A 17,830-nucleotide genomic window follows, 5' to 3' on the forward strand; every position below is an offset into this window, starting at 1 on the left:
GCACACCGCTTTCGCGAGCAGGCTCGCTCCCACAGTTTTTGGCGTCGCCCCCCTCCCAGCTAAAACCCTATATAATGTGCGCTTTTTAGCGATCCTGAATCCAAGGAGCTTTAGTGAGCACGTTGCCACCCTGCCCAAAATGCAATTCCGAATACACCTACGAAGACGGCGCTCAGCTGATCTGCCCCGAGTGCGCCCACGAATGGTCCGCCAGCGGCGAAGCCGAAGCGGCGTCCGATGACACCGTGAAAAAAGATTCGGTCGGCAACGTCCTGCAGGACGGCGACACCATCACCGTGATCAAGGACCTGAAGGTCAAAGGCACGTCGCTGGTGGTCAAGGTCGGCACCAAGGTCAAGAACATCCGCCTGTGCGATGGCGATCACGACATCGACTGCAAGATCGACGGCATCGGCCCGATGAAGCTCAAGTCCGAGTTCGTCAGAAAAGTCTGATTCTGTTGTCTTCCATCCCGCGCCCTGCGTGGGATGGTGCTTCACCCGCCCCGCCTCTCCCCACATATCCTCGCAATAGCCAAACGCCAGCCGTTTTGACCTTACGCAATCTTTACCCGGAATAAATCACAAACCACCAATAGGTCCTTGCTATTTGATGAATAAGAATTATTCTCATTGAAACCCATCAATGGAGATGAGACCCATGACTTATTTGATCGATGCCTGGCTGGACCGCCCACACCCCTACCTCAGGATCCTGCATCGGGAAACCGGGGAAGTCTGTGCAGTGCTTGAAGAAGAAGCCTTGAACGAGCTGCAGGATCAGGGTGATCTGGACGTCAACGGCTTGAGTTCCTGCGAACCGGTGGTGCTCAAGGAACTGGTGCGCAATCTGTTTCTGTTCTGCTACGCCCGGGCGTTGCGCCCGACGAGCGATCTGAACCACAAGATCGAAGTATGAGTAGCACTAAGCCCCGTAGGAGCGAGGCTTGCCCGCGAACCTGACAACTCGGTTCTGACTTGAACCGAGGTGATGCATTCGCGAGCAAGCTTCACTCCTACAGAATCAAGAGCTTACAAAACGTCGAGCAGTTCGACGTCGAATACCAGAACGCTGTGCGGCGGAATGCTGCCAACGCCTTGAGCGCCGTAAGCCAGTTCGCTCGGCACGTACAGGCGCCATTTGCTACCGGCATTCATCAGTTGCAGGGCTTCGGTCCAGCCAGCGATCACGCCGCCAACCGGGAATTCTGCAGGCTGGCCACGATCGTAGGAGCTGTCGAACACAGTGCCGTCGATCAGGGTGCCGTGGTAGTGAGTGCGCACTTGATCTTCACGGGTTGGCTTGGCGCCTTCACCTTGAGTCAGCACTTCGAATTGCAGGCCCGAGGCCAAGGTGGTGATGCCGTCACGCTTGGCGTTTTCAGCCAGGAAAGCCAGGCCTTCGCCAGCGGCCGCTTCGGCTTTTGCAGCTGCTTCGGCCTGCATGATTTCGCGGATCACCTTGAAGCTGGCGGACATTTCTTCCTGACCTACACGGCTAGGCTTACCGGCGAACGCGTCGGTCAGGCCAGCCAGGATCGCGTCCAGGTTAACGCCCGGTGGCGGGTTGTCGCGCAGTTGGTCGCCCAGCTGACGGCCAATACCGTAGCTGACGCGGGTTTCGTCGGTGGACAGATTTACTTCGGACATGACACTGCTCCGCTGTGCGGACGGCCCGGGAACTTGCCGTGCGTGCACAGCGCGTCCCGGAGCGCCCGGAACCAAAAGGGCCAGCAGACTAGCACAGATGCCGTTGCGCTGATCAGGGGGTCATTGCTACCAGCGAGAACTGAAGGCGATCGGCACCTTCAGGCCCTCTTCTGCATTGGCACCAAGTCCGCACATTTCATCATGGACCGACGTGTGCACAAGGTTGAAAGGCAAGGTGGGGAGTCGGTGCAGCACTTGACGCGCATGCTCCACCGAACGCAGGTGGAGCATATGGTCGTGGGCATCACTTAACGGATACGCCGCCCCATGCATGCGCGCCTCCAGCAGGTAGATCCCGCCTTCCATAGAAATCAGGTTCAGCTCATCGACTTTCCCTGCGATGGCATATGCACGTAATTCAACAAGGTTCATGAATGCACCTCATACGGTGTCAAGCCAATATCAATACATGCATAGGCTTCGGCACCTCAAAGTACAAGCCACAAACGACACCGCCCGTCTGTTTGCACCTGACTGTAGGAGCGAGGCTTGCCCGCGAAGGCGGTGTGACGGGCACCAACTGTATCGACTGACACGGCCCCTTCGCGGGCAAGCCTCGCTCCTACAGGGCTTTGTGAGCGTCAGTGCTTGGTCAGCTTATCCAGATAACCCATGGCAAACGCCGACACGACGAACGTCATGTGAATAATCACGTACCACTTCAAATGCTCGGGATCGACGTTCTTGGCGTCCATGAAGATCCGCAGCAGGTGGATCGACGAAATCGCCACGATGGAGGCCGCCACTTTCATCTTCAGCGAAGACGAATCCATGGTGCCCAGCCAGTTGAGCTTTTCCTTGCTGTCGTCGATGTCCAGCTGGGAAACGAAGTTCTCGTAACCGGAGATCATCACCATCACCAGCAAGCCACCCACCAGTGCCATGTCGATCAGCGACAGCAGCACCAGGATCAGGTCCGACTCGGCCATCGAGAATACGTTGGGAATGACGTGGAAAACTTCCTGGAAGAATTTCAGCGCCAGCGCCAGTAGCCCAAGGGACAGACCGAAGTAGATCGGTGCCAGCAGCCAGCGGGAGGCATACATTGCATTTTCGATAAAGCGTTCCATTGAATCTCACACGTGATGTTGAAAATGGCCGCAAGTATACCAGCCCCCTGTCTATACCCTGAAGCAGCCAGAAACCTTCGGCAAATCCGCGACCTGCGCGTGTGCCACAAAGTTTTTCTGCTAGTGTCCAGACTATTGACAGCTCAGCGACATCGGACAGGAAGACTGGAAATGGATGTGCGATTGCCAATAACGAGTGCCGGCATTTGCCTGGCTCTGCTGCTGGGCGGCTGCTCACCCAGCGATGAGAAGCGCCAGACTAGCCTCGAGGAAAAGACCGCGCAGTTCGAGAAGTCTCTGGATGCGATTGAGGATCCAAAGCTCAGGGATGCCGTTGCCGAACTCGGCGGTTCACTGCTGTTGCTCGAGCGTGCGCAACTCAAGCTCGACAGCAAACCCGTGGAAACCGAATACGGCGAAGACGTTCTCGCCGTGCTCAAGCACTACCCCACGCCTCAGGCTTTGGTCGACACCTACATCAACGGCCTGTTCGTGCTGCACAAGGATTCCAGTTCCGACTACCTGACCGACCTGCAACCGGTGTTCCCTTTCAACTTCAACATTCCGGCAGCGTTTCTCTTTCCCCATGGCCTGGAATGGCAATCGGTGACCTTGAGCAACAAGCGCGTCATCGCGTTCCAGCCGGAATGGTCGGAAACCGATCCCGGCATTCAACTGAGCCCCTCCAGTTCCAACCTGACCAACCCGGATGATCTGACGGTGACCTATCCGTTCATCGACGGTCTGGACATGGACAACAAGAACCAGCCCCAACCGGTGAGCCTGCAAGGCAAGGTCGAGGTCATCGCCCCGCGCCGGCTCTACACCTTCGACCTGACGAAAAAAGACGTTGGCCAGACCCGCACCAACGACAACCTCAGCGTCACCTTGCTGAAACTGGGCAACAACTACGCCGAAATCGAATTCAACAACAGCGCACCACTGGCCCCTGAAGTCAGCGAAACACCGTTGAATCCGCTGATCGTCCAGGCCAGGGACATCACCGGGCAATTCCTCTCGCGATCGGGTTCGATCAACGAAACCGCTGCGCAAATTGCCTTCTATCAAAAACAACTGGCGAAAATTCAGCAGCAGAAAGCCTGGAGCGAGACTTTCGAAAAGCAGATCGACGAAGAACAGCGCACCTTCGAGGCGCAGCAGAAGAATCATTACACCAAAGTGTATTTCAACGGTCCGGTCGAAACCGTTGAAGTGAGCGTTCTGGATTTCTCGGCCGTCACGGTGACCCACAAGGACCTGAACCTGCCGGTGCGCCGCTTTGACTCACACACCACGGCAAAAACCATCCAGCCACTGACCCTACCGGTGGTGGTGTATGACGATCAGGCCCCGACCTGGCTCAAGGGCGCGACATTGAGTGAGGAACAGCTGAAGAAGGGCATCATCGTCAGTCAGTCGGTGGATGACCCCAGCGCCGCACGCATCGAGTTCGACCACCCCAGAAGCTTCAATGACGAGATGCTCGGTACATCGTTCAGCGCTGGCGATAGCCCGGTCACGTTCTTTACGGAGGATGGCAGTGGCAAGCGCGATGGGCCGATCGAGCTGCCGCTTGAGGCTTACGAGGTCGATCCGCTACGTGGCGCCATCACCTATGACTTGAACCTGTTTCCGGAAACACCGGCCTATGCAGTGGGCTCCATGCCGCTGTTTCTGGCGACGGTGGCCAAACAAACGCTCGACGCCCATACGTTGCCCAAAGGCCTGGAACTCAAAGGCAATGCCTTGGTGGTTGATTTGAAGCTGTTTCCTGCCCAGGAGTGGCGTTTTTTCGCCAAGGACGACTCTGGAAACTATCTGAAAGAAATCCTTTCGGTCACTCACGACGCGAGCGCAGAAGGCCCGGCGCTATTTGCCGTGCATTACTTCTATGGCCAGCCAACACGTCTGGAAACCTATCAGCGAACCGACCTCACCACGGTGCAATATGGTTTCGAGGTCAAACTGGCCAAGGCGGATTTGAGCCACCTTGATCAATAACCGGTTTCAGTGGCCCCGCCGAACTCAGCCATTGAGGTTGCGGCAACGGCCCCCGTTGATTTCCCGCAGCTGGGCTTGTAGGTGCAGGCACCAGATTTGTGGGTCATCGGCCAGTTCGTAGCCATGCAGCGTCAGGCTTTCAACAATCGTGTCGAGGATGGACTCCGCCACGAAAGGCCCATGAAACGGTCCCTGCGCCTTGATGGCGGAAGGTTGTTCGCCGGCCATTCCGGCGGCGAAGAGCAAGGTCCACATGCCCGTATCCCCCGCCAACGGACGGATGGCACACTCGATACGGGTCACAAGGCCCAGGCATTGACGGGTGAGGCAGAGGTTGCGCGACATGGCGGCGACCCTCGGTAGATCCGGTGTTCAGCCCCCACGGGAAGGCTGTCTCGATCCAGTGATTACTGTCGATATCCTTGAGCTGAGAATAGAAGAAAAGTCTGACTAGCACGTCAAGTCAGACCAGAAGGCGCCGAATGGTCATTGTGTGAATATTGACGTCAGAGTGATGGCACTTTCTTGAAGTGGACACATCCCAAAGGTGGGACTGAGCCTGCCCGCGATAGCGAACTTTCAGCCAACACATGTGTTGGATGAAAGTGCCACATCGCGGGCAGGCTCACTCCCACTGTGGATCGGGGTGATCCTCAGATCGGTCAGGCCGGTTTGGCCTCCACCAGGGCTTCCAGCGCCGCTTCTTTCTCGGCTTCCTTGAGGTCTTCTTCGCTAATCATTTCCGCGATCACGCGCAAGCGTTCCACCACCCGTGCGTTAACGCTGCCTTCGGGGAACTGGCCATCGGCATCCGGTGCACCGGCAGGCTCTCCGACCAACAGGCTCAACGCCTCGTCAGCCTGGCGCACGGCGTAGACATGGAACTGCCCCGCACGCACCGCCGAGAGCACCTTCTCGTCGAGCATCAGCGTGGCGACGTTGGCGTGAGGAATGATCGCCCCCTGCTCCCCGGTCAGCCCACGGGCTTCGCAGAGTCGGAAGAAGCCTTCGATCTTCTCGTTGACCCCGCCTACCGCCTGCACTTCACCGAACTGGTTGATCGAGCCGGTGATCGCAAAGCATTGCTTGAGCGGCGTTTTCGACAGGGCCGAAATCAGCGTGCACGCCTCGCCCAGCGACGCACTGTCGCCATCGACGTAACCGTAGGACTGCTCCAGCGCGATACTCGCGGAAATCGCCAGCGGGAATTCCTGGGCGTAACGACTGCCCAGATACCCGGTGAGGATCATCACACCCTTGGAGTGGATCGGCTGGCCGAGGTTGACCTCGCGCTCGATGTCGACGATGCCGCTGCCGCCCGGGTAGACAGTGGCGGAAATCCGCGCCGGCACACCGAACGCCGAGTCGCCGACTTCCAGCACGGTCAGCCCGTTGCACTTGCCGACGGCGGCGCCGTCCGTGTCGATCAGGATGATCCCGGCGAGCATGTCATCGAGAATCCGCGCAGAGACCCGCCCGGTACGGGTGGCCTTGGCCTTGAGCGCCCGCTCGATATGCCCGGCATCGGTCATCTCGTCCCCCGCCAGGTGACGAATGAAGTCCGCCTCGCTGACCAGCTGGAACAGATCACCGATGCGCGCCGACAAACGCCCCTGGTGTTCGGCCAGGCGCGCGCTGTAAGTCGCCAGGCGCGCCACGGCATCGGCCGTCAGCGGCGCCATGCCTTCTTCCGAGGTGCGGGTTTTGAGCAACTGGGCGAACTGCTCCAGGCTCTCGTCGACCATCGGGATGTCTTCGTCGAAATCCACCAGGACGCGGAACATCTCCTGGAAGTCCGGATCGAGGTCTTGCAGCGTGTAATACAGCTGACGCGCACCGATGATGACGACTTTGACCTGCAACGGAATGTGTTGCGGCGTCAGGGTCACGGTGGCCAGGCGGCCCAGCTCACCAAGCGGCGACTCCATTTTCAGCTTGCGCGATTGCAGGGCGCGCTTGAGCGCATCCCACACGAACGGCTCGCTGAGCATTTTTTCCGCTTCAAGGATCAGAAAACCGCCGTTGGCCCGGTGTAATGCGCCCGGCCGCAGTTGCCGATAGGTCGTGTACATCGCACCCTGATCGGTGCTGTATTCAATGCGGCCAAACAGGTTTTCGTAAGTCGGGTGCGGCTCGAAGACCACCGGCGCACCGCCGCTGGACGAATGACCGACCACCAGGCTCGGGGCGTATTGCTCTTCCAGCAATTTGCGGGCGACGGCGTCGGTCTTGCTGTCGTCCACCAGTTGCTCGACCACGGTCTTGAGCAGGTAGACCTGCATGGCTTGCAGGTAACCGCAAACGGCGGCGTTCTCGGCGTATTTCTCCGACAACGGCGACAGCAACGGCTGCAAGGCCAACGTGATGGTTTCTTCGTTGAGGTGGCGCAGCTGATTGCTCGACTCGCGCTTCCATTGCGGCAGGCTGGCGAGCTCTTCGTTCAGTCGCTCCTCCAGACCGGAAATATCGTCGTGGAAACGCTCGCGATCGGCTTCCGGCAACTGGGCGAATTCCGCTTCGTCCAGGGCCTTGCCTTCGCTCATGGGCGTGAACGCGATGTTGCTGGCGTCGCGGTAAAGCGCGACCTCCTTCTCCAGCGCCAGGCGCTCGATCACGTCCAGTGCCTTGTCGTAGCGCTGGTTGAAGGCGCGGTCGATGGCGCTTTTTTTCTGCTGGTAGGACGGGTGCTCGAACACTGCCGGAAAAGTCGCCAGCAGGTTGTCGATCAAGCCGTTGATGTCACCGATGAAGGCGCCAGCAGTGCCCGATGGCAATTCCAGTGCACGAGGCTCGCGAGGCTCATCGAAATTATTGACGTAGACCCAGTCGGCCGGGGTCTGCAGGCGCTTGCCTTCGGCTTTCAGGTAGCGTTTGACGAACGAAAACCGGCCGGTGCCGGGCTCACCCATGACAAATACGTTGTAACCGGGGCGTGGCATGGCCACGCCGAACTGCAAGGCTTCGACCGCACGTTCCTGGCCAAGCACACCGCGAAAGGGCTCCAAATCATTGGTGGTAGAGAAGCTGAACTGTTCAGCGGAAAACGGACGGGTCAGCGCTTCAGGCGCTAGACGCAAGCTGGCAGCAACAGGATCAGGCATCGGGCTTCCTTACATCAGGCGGGGCAGATAGCGGCATTCTGGCGCTGCCCATACCTCACTTGCAAGGCGCGCCTCCAGCCAAAGCATAGACAAACCGTCATCTCCAGGCCGGCCGGGGACAAATCAATGATTTCAACGAATGTTTTGCAAAAAATCACGGAACCCCAGGAACGTGCCTAAACTCCAAACTGCGCGGCTGGATTAATAACTGGCCCACTGGCGCCGGATTGGGCCAGACCCCTTGTCCATTGGTATGCACATAAAGAGAACAAAGCTATGAAACGGATTCTTCTCGGTACTCTCTTCACCGCTGTATCCATCAACGCCATGGCCCAAGCGCCAGGCGGCCCGGATTGCGGTTGGGGCAACATGCTGTTCGAAGGTCAGCGTGGCACCCCGGCTCACTTCCTGGCATCCACCACCAACGGCACTTCCGGTAACGCAACGTTCGGTATGACTTCTGGTACCAACGGTTGCTCGACTAATGCGTCGCTGACTTATGGCGGCAAATCCTGGTTTGCCATGAATGGCATGATGAACGAGCTGTCCGAAGACATGGCTAAAGGTAACGGCGAAGCGCTGACGACCTACGCCGTGGTACTGGGCGTGGCGCCGGAAGACCGTGCGCACTTCGCCGCTGTGACTCACCAGCACTTCCAGCAGATCTTCAGCAAGGCTGACGTGACCGCTGACGACGTGCATACCAACACCCTGGCCGTTCTGAAGAACGATCCGCGTCTGGCCAAGTACGCTACTCAAGCTTAAGCTCGACCCACCCGCTCCTTTCGGGGGGCGGGTTTTATTTTTTGGACCTGTCCCCCTTGGGTCTTTATTTTTTTTCGACTTAAGTTGCTCACTATGCTCAAACGCCTTGCCTGGCTGGCGCTCTGTGTCTGCGCCCCGCTGTCCGCCGCGCCACATGTCGACAATCAACGTTTGCAGCAACTGGCCAACGACCCTTTCTGGATTTCCCTGGGCCATTACGAAACCGCCAAGCTGGGCGGCTGGCGCAGCTATGTCAGCGACAAAAAGTTCTTTCTCGCACCCGACGGTAACGAACACCCCGACCGCGAACTGGCGGCCACCGTGCAGGCGCTGTACGCCCCGGCCAGTGCGGGCGAACAACATGCCCAATGTGTGTACCCGGCGCGCACCCGCTGGTTGAAAGCGCAGCTCAACCTGACTGATTTGCCGGCGCTCGATTGCACTGAGTTCAAGCAATGGTTCAAGGATGTCTCGCCCCATAGCGCGGTGATGATTTTCCCGGCGGCTTACCTGAACAGTCCGTCATCGATGTTCGGCCATACCTTGCTGCGCATCGACCAGGCCGATGTGCAGAGTGATCACACCGCGCTGCTCAGTTACGCGATCAACTTCGGCGCCTACATCGAAGGTTCGGATAACAGCATCCTCTACGCCTGGAAAGGCTTGATGGGCGGCTATCCGGGGCTGTTCGCGCTGGTGCCGTATCAGGAAAAACTCTCGGAATACCGCAGCCTCGAAAACCGGGACCTGTGGGAGTACCGGCTGAACCTGACGCAGGCAGAAACCGAGCGCATGGTCGAGCACGTCTGGGAGTTGAAGCAGATCCAGTTCGACTATTTCTTTTTCGACGAAAACTGCTCCTATCGCCTGCTTGAGCTGCTGCAGGTGGCGCGGCCAAGCCTGCGCCTGACCGAACAGTTCCCACTGACGGCCATTCCGACCGATACCGTCAAAGCGGTGAAAGAAGCCGGGCTGGTGGAATCCATTCAGTATCGTCCGTCCCGTGAACGGGAACTGCTGAGCCGCGCCGAGCCGTTGACTGACGAAGAACAGGAGTGGGTGCTGAAAGTCAGCGCCGACCAAAAGCAATTGCAGACACCGGCGTTCAAGGCTCAACCGCGCGACCGCCAGGCGCTGATCATCGATGCGTCTTACCGCCTCGAACGCTATCGCGCCAACGGTCAGGAGCGCGACCCTGAGAGGGCGCAACGCAGTTTCGAACTGCTGCGGGCGATCAACCAGAACCCCGCCCCTGAGCTGGACATCCGGAGGCCCGGCCTGCCCGAGGACGGTCATGAATCCCGCACCTGGCAGGCCGGCATCGGCACCCGGGGCGACAAGGCCTTTGGCGAATATGGCCTGCGCATGGCGTATCACGACCTCAACGATAACGCCGAGAGCTTCCCGCTCGGTGCGCAGATCGAAATCCTGCAGATGAAACTGCGCCAGTACGAAGGCAATGACTGGCAGTTCCAGCAACTGGACCTGGCGACCATTCGCTCCCTGACGCCGCGCAATGAGTTGTTGAAGCCATTATCGTGGCAAGTCACGGGCGGCCTGGAACGCGTGCCAGGCAAGCATGACGATGAAACGCTGGTCAGCCACGTCAACGGTGGTGGTGGCGGCACCTGGCAGTTGGGTGAAGACATGCTCGGCTTTGCACTGGGCACCGTGCGTGTCGAACACAACAACGACTTCGCGGGCTTTATCGCACCGGCGGCAGGTTTCAATAGCGGTCTGCTGTGGAAAAACCCACTGGGCAACTTCAGCCTGGAAACCAAGGGCGATTTCTTCACCAACGGCGAGGTGCGCCGCAGTGTGAGTCTCAACCAGCAGTGGGAACTGTCGCGCAACCTGGGCCTGCGCCTGAGTGCCCAGCGCGAATTCAGCCACCTCGCCTCGCCCGAGAACGAAGTGATGCTTGAGGTGAAGTGGTACCACTATTGACCTGACACCCCACCGTCCCTGTGGGAGCGAGCAGGCTCGATCCCACAGCGGATGTGTGGTGGCCAACAGATTAATCACACACCTTTCACAACTGCCTCACGAATCCACTCCTAGACTTCACCCATAGGCCGTCCAACGGCACGGGAGTCGGAGATGTGGCGTTGCGCAGGTGTGCTGGGATTGTTGATGTTGATCGCGGGTTGCCAGACGACCCACGAGGATTTGATCGCCAAGGGTTATCCACCGGCGTTCGCCGATGGTTTCGATGACGGTTGCAGCAGTGGCCGGCAAGCTGCCGGGGCAATCACCGGGGAATTTCGCAAGAACGTTCCGCGTTATCTCAAGGACAAGCAGTACGCCGAAGGCTGGAGCGACGGTTTTCGCCAGTGCCAGGCCATGCGCGAAAGCGAGGATCGCGAGGACTATCGCAGCCACCACTGGGACGACCGCGACAAAGCCTGGCAGCAACAAAAGGACCAGGACGCCGCCCGTGCCTATCGCTCGCAATGAGTCGCGGACAGACATCCATCGAAACTAAAAGCCTGCAACCATGGCCCAAACCCTATAACGGGAGAAAACCATGAGTCGCGCTTTCGTCAATGAAGATAACGCCGCCGCGCAAGCCGATCAGCCGGTCGAACGGCAAGTCAGCACACAGCCCAATTACGTCACGCCCGCCGGGCTGGCGCAGCTTCAGGCGAAAGTCGCCGAAGTGCAAAACCTGCTCAATGGACAGAGTGCGAAAGGCGAACTCGCAGACAAACAGCGCCAGGCCGATCTGGAACGTGACTGGCGATATTTCAATCAACGCCTGCAAAGCGCTCAGTTAGTCGTACCGGCCTCCTCGACCGATAAAGTCCAGATTGGCGCGTGGGTAACGTTTGCCGATGAACAGGGCCACGAACAGCGTGTGCAGTTGGTGGGTGAGGATCAGGCGGATGCGGCGAGTGGGCTGATCAACTGGGGCTCGCCGCTGGGGCGGGCGTTGTTGGGCGCGCAGGTCGGGGATGAAGTGGTGTGGAAGCGGCCGGTGGGGGATTTGATGATTGAGGTGTTGAGCATAGAGATCGAGTGATCGTCAGGCCGTCATCGCTAGCAGGCTGGCTGCCACAGTGGATTTGTGCCGCTCACATATCCCCTGTGGGAGCCAGCCTGCTGGCGATGGCCGCGCCGCGGTGTCACTGAAACCCATAAAAAAACGGAGCCCCGAAGGCTCCGTTTTTTCATGCAACCCGCCCGATATCAGGCCAGTTTCTTGTGCCGTACACGATGCGGCTGGGAAGCCGCTTCGCCGAGGCGTTTCTTGCGATCGGCTTCGTACTCGGTGTAGTTACCTTCGAAGAACACCGCTTGCGAGTCGTCTTCGTAAGCCAGGATGTGCGTCGCGACGCGGTCAAGGAACCACCGATCGTGAGAGATCACAATGGCGGCGCCCGGGAAGTCCAGCAGGGCTTCTTCCAGGGAACGCAGGGTTTCAACGTCGAGGTCGTTGGACGGTTCGTCGAGCAACAAGACGTTGCCGCCCTCTTTCAAGGTCAGGGCCAGGTGCAAGCGACCGCGCTCACCACCGGACAGGTCCTTGACGAACTTCTGCTGGTCGCCGCCCTTGAAGTTGAAGCGACCGACGTAGGTGCGCGACGGGATCTCGTAGTTGCCGATGCGGATCTGATCGGAACCGTCGGAGATTTGCTGGAACACCGTCTTGCTGCCGTCCAGGTCTTCGCGGCTCTGATCGACGCACGCCAGTTGCACGGTTTCGCCGACTTCGATGCTGCCCGAATCCGGCGTTTCCTTGCCCATCAGCATGCGGAACAGGGTCGACTTACCGGCACCGTTACCGCCGATCACGCCAACGATGGCGCCTTTTGGCATGGAGAACGACAGGTTGTCGATCAACACGCGATCGCCGTAACCCTTGGAAACGTTCTTGAACTCGATAACCTTGTCACCCAGGCGCGGACCGGCCGGGATGTAGATCTCGTTGGTTTCGCTGCGCTTCTGGAATTCCTGCGACTGCATTTCTTCGAAGCGTTGCAGACGAGCCTTGGATTTGGACTGGCGGGCCTTGGCGCCTTTGCGCACCCACTCCAGTTCTTCCTTCATGGCTTTTTCGTGGGCCGACTGCTGCTTGGATTCGGCAGCCAGACGGTCGGACTTGGCTTCCAGCCAACCCGAATAGTTGCCCTCGTAAGGGATACCGGCGCCGCGGTCGAGCTCGAGGATCCAGCCGGCGACGTTGTCCAGGAAGTACCGGTCGTGCGTGATCGCGACTACGGTGCCCGGGAAGTCGTGCAGGAAGTGCTCCAGCCAGGCGACGGAATCGGCGTCCAGGTGGTTGGTCGGTTCGTCGAGCAGCAGCATGTCCGGAGCAGACAGCAGCAGGCGGCACAGGGCCACGCGACGCTTCTCACCACCGGAGAGGAATTCGATCTTGGCATCCCAGGCCGGCAGACGCAGCGCATCGGCGGCGACTTCCAGCTGGCGATCCAGGTTGTGACCGTCGCTGGCTTGCAGGATGGCTTCGAGCTTGGCCTGTTCGGCGGCCAGTTTGTCGAAGTCGGCATCTTCATCAGCGTAAGCGGCGTAGACCTCGTCCAGGCGAGCCTGGGCGTTCTTGATCACGCTGACCGCTTCCTCGACCACTTCACGAACGGTTTTAGTCGGATCCAGGATCGGTTCTTGCGGCAGGTAGCCAATGTTCAGGTCCGGCATCGGACGCGCTTCGCCCTCGAACTCGGTGTCGACGCCCGCCATGATTTTCAACAGCGTGGACTTACCCGAACCGTTGAGGCCGAGCACGCCGATCTTGGCGCCGGGGAAGAAGGACAGCGAAATATTTTTCAGGATTTCCCGCTTCGGCGGAACAACTTTGCCCAGCCGATGCATGGTGAAGACGTATTGAGCCATGGAGAACCTTGGGTCAGTGACAGATGAATGATTGGAGCGCAGGCGATGCCTGGCCAGACTGTGCGCGTCGTCAGATTGATAATGTATCAATGCATGAGCGCTGAAAAAGTCTGAGTCTAGGAGCTGGAACGCTCCCGCGTAACCGGCAAAGCTACCTGAATGACAGATGGCAGTCCAGCCGGTAGGGGCTGGCACTTCGCCACAACACAAGGCATGCTAGCCGCCCTCCGGGCGTCCGGCTTATAGTGCACGTCGCGCCAGTCCAGCCAAACCGCAGGATTACAGTTTGTCCAATGTCTCTCCGCCTTCGTCCGTGAGCGCACCTCATCCTGCGCCCGGCGCGCCCCTGCGCGGATCCTTGAAGGGTGCGCTGGCGATACTCGTGCTGTTGTTGCTCGCCTTGCTGTTCTGGCAGCTGCTGGATCAGCTGCGCGAAACACAGAAGCACCAGCGGCAATACACCATCGACTACACCGCCGATCTGGCCGCGCAAGTCAGCCTGAACATGGCGCTCAACGCCCAGATTGCACTGAACCTGCTACCGATCGTCGAACAACCGCAAAGTGCCGACGAACAGCAGGCGCTACTGCGCAAACTGCAACAATCGCTGCCTGACCTGCGCAGCCTGGCGCTACTCAGTCCTTCCGGCAAAGTCCTCAGTGACAGCGCCGCCGACGCCCAGGATGCCGATTACCTGGGTGAACTGGTCCGGCGCAGCCGCGCCCAGGCCCACTATTTCAGCAATGCCGATGACGGTTCAGTGGTGCATCTGCTGTTGCATCAAGCCAGCGGCAGCACTCGTGGCTACTGGGCCCTGCGCCTGACACCGACGTTTTTCTCGTCACTGACCAAACAAAACGAAGCCGGTATTCGTCCGCTGTGGCTGGTGGAAAACCGGGTCAATCACCAGATCATCAGCCGCGATGAAGCGTCGCCTTCGGTCAAACCGAGCGCGTTATCCCCCGACGATCTGGCCAAAAGTGTGCTGACAGTGCCCCTGAGCAGCAGCGACTGGCAACTGCGCGGACTGTTCGATCGCCAGCAAGTGCTCGAACAACTGTTGCCAGCATTCATCGGCAAATGCCTGCTGGGCCTGGCCTTCTCCCTGCTGCCGTTCATCGTGTTGCTGAACATTCGCCGCCGTCAGCGCCAGTTGCATGAAGGCCGCCGCCGCTATCACGATATTTTCGAAGGCACGGGCGTTGCCCTGTGCGTACTGGACGTCTCCGGGCTCAAGACCTTCTTCGACAAAGCCCAACTGCACAGCAGCGAGCAACTCAAGGCGTGGCTCGACGTACCGGAGCAACGCGAGCAACTGCTCCAGGAACTGCGCGTCACCGAGGTCAACCAGGTCGCCCTGCAACTGCTCAACGTCGACTCCTGCGCTCAGGCCTGGAAACTGTTGATTGACGGCTGCCCGCTGGACGGCACCGCCATCGGCCACCAAGTGATCGAAACGGTGTTCAACCAGCAGAGACAGCTCGAGCTGGAAATCAAACTCCAGGACCTCAATGGCCGCGACCAGCACCTGTGGCTGGTGCTGCGCCTGCCGGAAGATTACGCCGACTTTAAAGCGGTGATCCTGAGCATCACCGACATTACCAGCCGTAAACTCATCGAGCTGTCGCTGCTGGAACGCGAAGGGTTCTGGTCCGATGTGGTGCGCACTGTGCCGGACCACCTGTACGTGCAGGACGTGATCAGCCAGCGGATGATTTTCAGTAACCACCACTTGGGCCAGACCCTCGGTTACAACCGTACCGAGTTGCACCAGATGGGCGAGTACTTCTGGGAAATCCTCCTGCACCCCGAAGATGCCGATGACTACCACCGCTCGCGCCAGGCCCAGCGCCACGGGGGTTACACCCAATTGCTGCAGTGCCAGTTGCGGTTCCGTCATCGCGACGGCAAGTGGCGGCGTTTCGACATTCGCGAACAGGCACTGGCGCGGGACAAACACGATCAAGTCACGCGGATCATCGGCGTGGCCAAGGACATCACCGAACAGATCGAAGCCAGTGAATCCCTGCGTGACAGCGAGCAGCGCTACCGGATGCTCGCCGAAAGCATCAGCGACGTGATTTTCTCCACCGACAGCAAAATGGCACTCAATTACGTCAGCCCGTCGGTGCATGCCGTGCTGGGCTACGACGCCGAGTGGATCTTCCAGAACGGCTGGCAATCGACCATCGCCAACCCGCAGCAACTGACCGGCATTTACGGCCTGATGGATCGGGTCAGCAAAGCGCTGGATAAACCCGAGCAACTGGCGCTGCTGCGCACTCAGGTGCAGACCCAACTGTTCCTGTTCGATTGCCTGCGGGCCGACGGGCGCAAGATCCCGATCGAGCTACGGCTGGTGCTGGTCTGGGACGAACACGGGGCCTTCGAAGGCGTACTCGGCGTCGGACGCGACATCAGCCAGCAGCGCAGGGCCGAAAAAGACCTGCGCATGGCGGCCACGGTTTTCGAACATTCGACGTCGGCGATCCTGATCACCGACCCGGCCGGCTACATCGTCCAGGCCAACGAAGCGTTCAGTCGCGTCAGCGGTTATGCCGTGGAGCAGGTGCTGGACCAGTTGCCAAACATGCTGACCGTCGACGAGCAGCAGGAAGCCCATCTGCGTTATGTGCTCAAACAACTGCATCAGAACAGCACCTGGGAAGGCGAAGTCTGGCTCAAGCGGCGCAACGGCGAGCATTACCCGGCCTGGGTCGGCATCACGGCGGTGCTCGACGATGAAGGTGACCTGGCCAGTTACGTGTGCTTCTTCAGCGACATCAGCGAGCGCAAGGCCAGTGAGCAGCGGATTCACCGCCTCGCCTACTACGACGCCCTGACCCACCTGCCCAACCGCACGCTGTTCCAGGACCGCCTGCACACCGCGCTGCAATCGGCCGAGCGGCAGAAGTCCTGGGTCGTGCTGATGTTCCTCGACCTCGACCGTTTCAAGCCGATCAACGACTCTCTCGGTCACGCCGCCGGCGACCGCATGCTCAAGGAAATGGCCACGCGCCTGCTCGGTTGCGTCGATGATGACGACACCGTGGCGCGCATGGGCGGCGATGAATTCACCTTGTTGCTGCAACCGCGGGCCAACCGTGAGGTCGCCTTGAACCGGGCGATCCATGTCGCCGAGCAGATCCTCGCCAGCCTGGTGAAACCGTTCGTGCTGGAAGGCCGCGAGTTCTTCGTCACCGCCAGTATCGGCATCGCCCTGAGCCCGCAGGATGGCAACGAACTCAGTCAGCTGATGAAAAACGCCGACACCGCGATGTACCACGCCAAGGAGCGCGGCAAGAACAACTTCCAGTTCTATCAGGCGGACATGAACGCCAGCGCCCTGGAGCGCCTGGAGCTGGAAAGCGACTTGCGCCATGCCCTGGAACAAGACGAATTCGTTCTGTATTACCAGCCGCAGTTCAGCGGCGACGGCAAACGCCTGACCGGCGCCGAAGCGCTGCTGCGCTGGCGTCATCCACGTCGCGGCCTGGTGCCGCCGGGGGATTTCATTCCGGTGCTCGAAGAGCTTGGGCTGGTGGTGGATGTCGGTGACTGGGTGATCAGCGAAGCCTGCCGTCAGCTCAAGACCTGGCATCAGGCCAAGGTGCGGGTGCCTAAGGTGTCGGTGAACATTTCGGCCCGGCAATTCTCCGACGGCCAACTCGGGACGCGGATTGCCACCATCCTAAAGGAGACCGGCCTGCCGCCGGCGTGCCTGGAGCTGGAGCTGACCGAGAGTATCCTGATGCGCGAAGTCAGCGAAGCGATGCAGATCCTCGCCGGATTGAAAAACCTCGGCCTGAGTATTGCGGTCGATGACTTCGGCACCGGGTATTCCTCGCTCAACTACCTCAAGCAATTCCCGATCGACGTGCTGAAAATCGACCGCACCTTCGTAGATGGCCTGCCGTCGGGTGAACAGGATGCGCAGATTGCCCGGGCGATCATTGCGATGGCACACAGCCTGAATCTGGCGGTGATCGCCGAAGGCGTGGAAACCCACGAGCAGCTCGATTTCCTGCGTGAGCATGGTTGCGATGAGGTTCAGGGGTATCTGTTCGGCCGGCCGATGCCGGCGAGCCGGTTTGAGGCGCAGTTCAGCAATGATGCGCTCTTCATGTTTGATTGATTGGAGCCAACAGCTCCAATCAATCAAACATGAAGAAAGCTGGAAGCTTCAAGTGGCAAGCTTCAAGCAGTGGCCGGTCCGCTTTTGACTTGCCGCTTGAGGCTTACAGCCAGAAGCTGAATTCCTTTCGTCTGCGACATGATGTCCTTTCATATGCCATCTAAAAGCGGTTGAGTTAGAATGCCCCCCTTTTCT

Annotated in this window: 14 protein-coding genes; 8 read left to right on the forward strand and 6 right to left on the reverse strand. The window is 59.3% G+C overall.

Going from position 1 to position 17,830, the window contains the following annotated elements; genetic code table 11:
- The first annotated feature begins 113 nt into the window (after window positions 1-113).
- Together FHL16_RS23220 and FHL16_RS23225 are read left to right on the forward strand one after the other, a co-directional pair.
- Window positions 114-455 (forward strand): zinc ribbon domain-containing protein YjdM, encoded by a 342-nt coding sequence (locus FHL16_RS23220; protein ID WP_010467527.1) that lies wholly within the window; start codon window positions 114-116, stop codon window positions 453-455.
- A 205-nt stretch (window positions 456-660) separates the two neighbouring features.
- A complete protein-coding gene (locus FHL16_RS23225) occupies window positions 661-918 on the forward strand; it encodes a PA4570 family protein (protein ID WP_010467526.1) in 258 nt (85 codons plus the stop codon).
- Between the two features lie 113 nt (window positions 919-1,031).
- Here FHL16_RS23225 and FHL16_RS23230 read toward each other — a convergent pair whose 3' ends face one another.
- The 3 genes from FHL16_RS23230 to FHL16_RS23240 form a co-directional block, all read right to left on the reverse strand.
- Entirely contained in the window at window positions 1,032-1,649 is a 618-nt protein-coding gene (locus FHL16_RS23230; RefSeq protein WP_010467525.1) for an FKBP-type peptidyl-prolyl cis-trans isomerase, read from the reverse strand.
- A 126-nt stretch (window positions 1,650-1,775) separates the two neighbouring features.
- Window positions 1,776-2,081, reverse strand: a complete 306-nt coding sequence (locus FHL16_RS23235) for a DUF6482 family protein (RefSeq protein ID WP_010467524.1) — start codon at window positions 2,079-2,081, stop codon at window positions 1,776-1,778.
- 209 nt (window positions 2,082-2,290) lie between these two features.
- The gene (locus FHL16_RS23240; RefSeq protein WP_007943976.1) at window positions 2,291-2,779 is read right to left on the reverse strand and encodes a TIGR00645 family protein; all 489 of its coding nucleotides are present in this window, start codon (window positions 2,777-2,779) and stop codon (window positions 2,291-2,293) included.
- Between the two features lie 171 nt (window positions 2,780-2,950).
- Here FHL16_RS23240 and FHL16_RS23245 point away from each other — a divergent pair, with 171 nt between their 5' ends.
- Complete coding sequence (locus tag FHL16_RS23245; protein WP_077749396.1) at window positions 2,951-4,780, forward strand: hypothetical protein; 1,830 nt, start codon at window positions 2,951-2,953, stop codon at window positions 4,778-4,780.
- Between the two features lie 24 nt (window positions 4,781-4,804).
- Here FHL16_RS23245 and FHL16_RS23250 read toward each other — a convergent pair whose 3' ends face one another.
- Window positions 4,805-5,125 carry a PA4575 family protein gene (locus FHL16_RS23250; RefSeq protein WP_010467520.1) on the reverse strand — a complete coding sequence of 107 codons (321 nt, stop codon included), beginning with the start codon at window positions 5,123-5,125 and terminating at the stop codon, window positions 4,805-4,807.
- 317 nt (window positions 5,126-5,442) lie between these two features.
- A complete protein-coding gene (locus tag FHL16_RS23255; protein ID WP_010467518.1) occupies window positions 5,443-7,881 on the reverse strand; it encodes a Lon protease family protein in 2,439 nt (812 codons plus the stop codon).
- Between the two features lie 276 nt (window positions 7,882-8,157).
- Between FHL16_RS23255 and FHL16_RS23260 the strand changes: the two genes are divergently transcribed.
- The 4 genes from FHL16_RS23260 to FHL16_RS23275 all read left to right on the forward strand — a co-directional run bounded on the left by FHL16_RS23260 (window position 8,158) and on the right by FHL16_RS23275 (window position 11,668).
- Window positions 8,158-8,646 carry a DUF3015 domain-containing protein gene (locus tag FHL16_RS23260; protein ID WP_010467516.1) on the forward strand — a complete coding sequence of 163 codons (489 nt, stop codon included), beginning with the start codon at window positions 8,158-8,160 and terminating at the stop codon, window positions 8,644-8,646.
- A 93-nt stretch (window positions 8,647-8,739) separates the two neighbouring features.
- A complete protein-coding gene (locus FHL16_RS23265; protein ID WP_077749397.1) occupies window positions 8,740-10,593 on the forward strand; it encodes an Lnb N-terminal periplasmic domain-containing protein in 1,854 nt (617 codons plus the stop codon).
- A 153-nt stretch (window positions 10,594-10,746) separates the two neighbouring features.
- Window positions 10,747-11,103 (forward strand): hypothetical protein, encoded by a 357-nt coding sequence (locus tag FHL16_RS23270; RefSeq protein WP_010467512.1) that lies wholly within the window; start codon window positions 10,747-10,749, stop codon window positions 11,101-11,103.
- Window positions 11,104-11,173: 70 nt separating this feature from the next.
- The gene (locus FHL16_RS23275; protein WP_077749398.1) at window positions 11,174-11,668 is read left to right on the forward strand and encodes a GreA/GreB family elongation factor; all 495 of its coding nucleotides are present in this window, start codon (window positions 11,174-11,176) and stop codon (window positions 11,666-11,668) included.
- 167 nt (window positions 11,669-11,835) lie between these two features.
- Here the strand turns inward: FHL16_RS23275 and ettA are convergent, their stop codons facing one another.
- Window positions 11,836-13,500: an energy-dependent translational throttle protein EttA gene (gene ettA, locus FHL16_RS23280; protein WP_077749399.1), complete on the reverse strand. Its 1,665-nt coding sequence runs from the start codon at window positions 13,498-13,500 to the stop codon at window positions 11,836-11,838.
- Window positions 13,501-13,786: 286 nt separating this feature from the next.
- On the opposite strand from ettA, the gene FHL16_RS23285 reads away from it, so the two are divergent.
- Window positions 13,787-17,635 carry a sensor domain-containing protein gene (locus tag FHL16_RS23285; protein WP_077749400.1) on the forward strand — a complete coding sequence of 1,283 codons (3,849 nt, stop codon included), beginning with the start codon at window positions 13,787-13,789 and terminating at the stop codon, window positions 17,633-17,635.
- Window positions 17,636-17,830 lie beyond the last annotated feature (195 nt).

Source organism: Pseudomonas sp. FSL W5-0299, assembly GCF_005930655.1.
GTDB lineage: Bacteria > Pseudomonadota > Gammaproteobacteria > Pseudomonadales > Pseudomonadaceae > Aquipseudomonas > Aquipseudomonas mandelii.